Source organism: Streptomyces sp. RP5T (assembly GCF_003933965.1).
Lineage (GTDB): Bacteria > Actinomycetota > Actinomycetes > Streptomycetales > Streptomycetaceae > Streptomyces.
In genome coordinates this window covers 1-3,950 of sequence record NZ_RSAJ01000702.1, presented here as the reverse complement: position 1 = coordinate 3,950, position 3,950 = coordinate 1, and the positions used below count along the sequence as shown (strand labels likewise).

4 protein-coding genes are annotated in these 3,950 nt (G+C 74.4%); 2 read left to right on the top strand and 2 right to left on the bottom strand.

Annotation, left to right across the window (positions count from 1 at the left end; genetic code table 11):
- Window positions 1–1,113: HAD-IC family P-type ATPase (locus EHS43_RS39510; protein ID WP_125195388.1), on the top strand; the 1,113-nt coding region annotated here is incomplete at its 5' end.
- Between the two features lie 7 nt (window positions 1,114–1,120).
- Here the strand turns inward: EHS43_RS39510 and EHS43_RS39505 are convergent.
- Window positions 1,121–1,351: a hypothetical protein gene (locus EHS43_RS39505; RefSeq protein WP_260470922.1), complete on the bottom strand. Its 231-nt coding sequence runs from the start codon at window positions 1,349–1,351 to the stop codon at window positions 1,121–1,123.
- Between the two features lie 139 nt (window positions 1,352–1,490).
- Window positions 1,491–2,801, bottom strand: coding sequence for a phosphoribosyltransferase (locus EHS43_RS39500; RefSeq protein WP_125195389.1), 1,311 nt, complete (start codon window positions 2,799–2,801; stop codon window positions 1,491–1,493).
- Between the two features lie 298 nt (window positions 2,802–3,099).
- On the opposite strand from EHS43_RS39500, the gene EHS43_RS39495 reads away from it, so the two are divergent.
- Window positions 3,100–3,950: CapA family protein (locus EHS43_RS39495; protein ID WP_148104216.1), on the top strand; the 851-nt coding region annotated here is incomplete at its 3' end.

The following is a 3,950-nucleotide window of genomic DNA, read 5'->3' as shown; positions in this document are numbered from 1 at the left end:
CGCGAGCGCGGCCTCACCTTCCGCGGCCTGGTCACCCTCCGGGACGACGTCGTCCCCACCGCCGCCGAGGCCCTCGCCGGACTCGCCGCACGGGGCGTCACCGTCAAGGTCCTCACCGGCGACCACCCGGGCACCGCGGTCCGGGTCTGCCGTGATCTCGGGGTCCCGGTGGCCGGGGTCCTCACCGCCGACCGCCTCGACACCCTCACCGACGCCGAACTCACTGAACTGGCCCGCCGTACGACCGTCTTCGCCCGCTGCGCACCCGAGCACAAGACCCGCGTCACCCGGGCCCTCCAGGCCGGCGGCCACACGGTCGGCCTCCTCGGCGACGGCGTCAACGACCTGCCCGCCCTGCGCACCGCCGACGTGGGCATCGCCCCCCGCGACGCGGCCGGGGTGACCAGGGAGAACGCGGACCTCGTCCTCTCCGGGAAGGACCTCACCGCGATCGGCCACGCCGTCGCCGCCGGCCGTCACGCGGGCGGCAACATCGCCTCGTACCTGCGGATCACGCTCTCCTCCAACCTCGGCAACGTGATCGCGATGCTCTCCGCGGGCCTGCTCCTGCCCTTCCTGCCGATGCTCCCGGCCCAGGTCCTCGTCCAGAACCTGTGCTTCGACGCGGCCCAACTGGCCTTCGCCCACGACCGCCCCGCCCCGTCCGCGCTGCGCCGGCCGAGCGTCCTGGACCCCCGCGTGCTGCTCCGGTTCATCGTCGGGTTCGGCGCCCTGAACGCGGTGGCCGACCTGGCGACCTTCGGCGTCCTGGCGTTCGCCCTGCGGGGCCCCGGCGACGACGAGGCGCTGTTCCACTCGGGCTGGTTCACGGAGAACCTGCTGACGCAGGCCCTGGTGATGGTGCTGCTGTCCCTGGGCACGTCGCGCCGGGGCGTCCGACGGCCGGGACCGGTGACCTGGTCGGCCTGCGCGCTGGCCGCGGTCGGGCTGCTCCTGCCGGTGTCCCCGCCGGGTGCGGCCCTCGGCCTGAGCGCGCTGCCCGGCGTGTATTACGGACTGCTCGCGGCCGTCCTGGCCCTGTACGCGGTGGGCCTGCTGGCGGCGAGGACGCGCTACGAGCGCCGCCGCACGGCCGCGCCCCCCGGGGACTGACCGCGCCTCAGGGGCAGGCGATGTCGAAGCCGTACCGCAGGGGTTCGTCCGTCACCCCGTGATCGAGCCGGTAGACGTAGACGCCGTCCACCCGCACCCCGGACGGCGCGCCCTCCGCCCGGCAGGGGTACGACACCTGCACGACCCGGGGCCGGTCGGCGACCTTGACCCGCATCCCGTGGGCCGGTCCGCCGTCGAGGACGGCGACTTCCCACCCGCTCACGTCGGCCGTCTCCACTGTCTCCGCTGCGTCCACGCCGACAGTTTAGAGCTTGCGCAATCGTCCTGGGGGCCGAGCCCTGTGTCCGACACCCGGTGTGCGACGCCCGGCGTTCTGGATGACCTTGCGAGCCTCCGGCCACGCGTCGCCGCCGTGCTCACGCACGTCGGCCCGGCAGCACCGTTCCGGTGGCGAGGTGGCCGGTGACCCACTCGCGGGCCAGCCGGGCGACCGTGGCCAGGGCGCCGGGCTCCTCGAAGAGATGGCCGGCCCCGGGGACCACCGCGAGGTGGTGCTCGCAGGTCATCCGGTCGGCGGCGAGCCGGTTCAGGTCCAGCACCGTGGTGTCCCTGCTGCCGACTATCAGCAGTGTCGGAGCCCGCACCCGCGCCAGCGCCGAGGGCGTGGCCAGGTCGGGGCGGCCGCCGCGGCAGACCGTCGCGCGGACGTCGGCGTCCGGTGCGGCGGCGGCCTCCAGTGCGGCGGCGGCCCCCGTACTGGCCCCGAAGTAGGCGACGGGCAGGGCGGTTTCGAGGCGCAGCCAGTCGGCGGCGCCGTACAGGCGCCGGGCGAGCAGCGAGACGTCGAAGACGTTGTCCCGGTCGCTCTCCTCTTCCTCGCTGAGCAGGTCGAGCAGCAGGGTGCCGAGACCGGCCCGGTTGAGGACGCCGGCCACGTACTGGTTGCGGGGGCTGTGCCGGCTGCTGCCGCTGCCGTGCGCGAACGCCACGACCGCCTGCGCCGCGTCCGGAACCGTGAGCTGCGCCAGCAGCCGCACTCCGGCGGTCGGCACCAGCACCTCCTGACCGGGCGCGGGCGCGTCCACGGGCGCGGGACGTGCGGCCCGGGCCAGCAGGGAGGTCACCTCGGCGTCGGTGGTCTGCGTGAAGTCGTCGTACCAGGCGCCGACCGCACCGAGGTGGTGCACGGACTCCAGGCAGACGACGTCGTCGGCCACCGCCTGCAGCCGCGCGACGGTGGACACCGGCCCGACCGGGACCGCCAGCACGACCCGCGCCGCGCCCTGCTGTCGTACGACCCGGCAGGCGGCCTCGGCGGTGGCACCGGTGGCCAGTCCGTCGTCCACGATCACCGCGGTACGCCCGGCCGTCGGAACCGGCGCCCGGCCTGCGCGGTAGCGGTGCACCGCACGCTGGAGTTCGGCCCGCTCGGCCTGCTCCACGGCGTCCAGCTCATCGGGCTCCAGCCGGGCCTGCTCGATCACGTCGTCATTGAGGACACGCACCCCGTTCTCACCGATCGCGCCGAAGCCCAGCTCCGGCTGCCACGGCACACCCAGCTTGCGCACCACGAGCACATCCAGCGGCGCGCCCAGCGCCCGGGCCACCTCGTAGGCGACGGGCAGACCACCGCGCGTCAGCCCCAGCACCACCACGTGCCCGCCACGCAGGAACTCCAGATTCCGGGCGAGCCTTTGTCCGGCCGCCCGGCGGTCGTCGAAACGCATGACCGTCATCTCCCGACCGCCCGCCCTGGCCCCGGCGACGTCCGGCCACCGCACCACGACGGCGCATTCTCCTCAGGTACCCATTCCAGCGCGAACCGGACGAACGCGGCAGGGTCGACCGGCCTTGGTTCGGGACCATCGGACCCTGTGGCGGCGCGGGCGACGAGGAGCATGCTTCTTGTTGGCCTGCACCGGACCAGTGAACGAGCGTCGGAGCCGGCGCCGGGCGAACGGGTGGGAGGCGGATCCTGTTGCCCCGGGGCCCGCGGCCGGGCCGAGTGTGCGGAGGCGAGAGACCATGGCCGTCACGATCGCACTGGCAGGGGACACCATGCTGGGCCGCGGGGTCGCCGAGGTGATCGCGCACCGAAGGCCGCGCCCCCTGTTCAGCCAGGCCGTGCGGAACGCCGTCGGCGCCTCGGACCTCTTCCTGCTCAACCTCGAATGCTGCATCTCCGACCGTGACACCCCGGTCGACCTGCCGGGCAAGGCGTTCTTCTTCCGCGCCCCGCCCCGCGCCGCCGGTGTCCTGGCCGAACTCGGTGCGAACGCCGTGTCCCTGGCCAACAACCACGCCCTGGACTACGGCCCCGACGCCCTCCTGGACACCCGACTCCATCTGGCCCGCGCGGGCATCCGCACGGTCGGGGCCGGGGCCACCCCCGAGGAGGCTCGCGCGCCGCTGGTGCTGGAGGCCGGCGGGCTGCGCATCGGGGTCGTCGCGGTCACCGACCACCCCGCCGAGTTCGCCGCCGCGGACCACAGGCCCGGGGTGGCCTACGCCGACCTGTGGCACGAGGACGTGCACACCTGGCTGACCGACACGATCGGCCGGCTGGCCCGCACCACCGACATGGTCCTGGTCAGCGTCCACTGGGGCCCCAACATGACCGCCCGTCCCGTACCGCACGTCCGCCGTGCGGCCCCCGCCCTCACCGCCGCCGGGGCCGATCTGGCCATCGGGCACTCCGCGCACGTCTTCCACGGCTTCACCCACCACGTCCTGTACGACCTGGGCGACTTCATCGACGACTACGCCGTCCACCCGGCCCTGCGCAACGACCTGGGCCTGCTGTGGCTGGTCACCCTGGACGAGCACGGCCCCCTGCGCACCGAGGCGGTCCCCATCGCCCTGGACTACTGCCATAC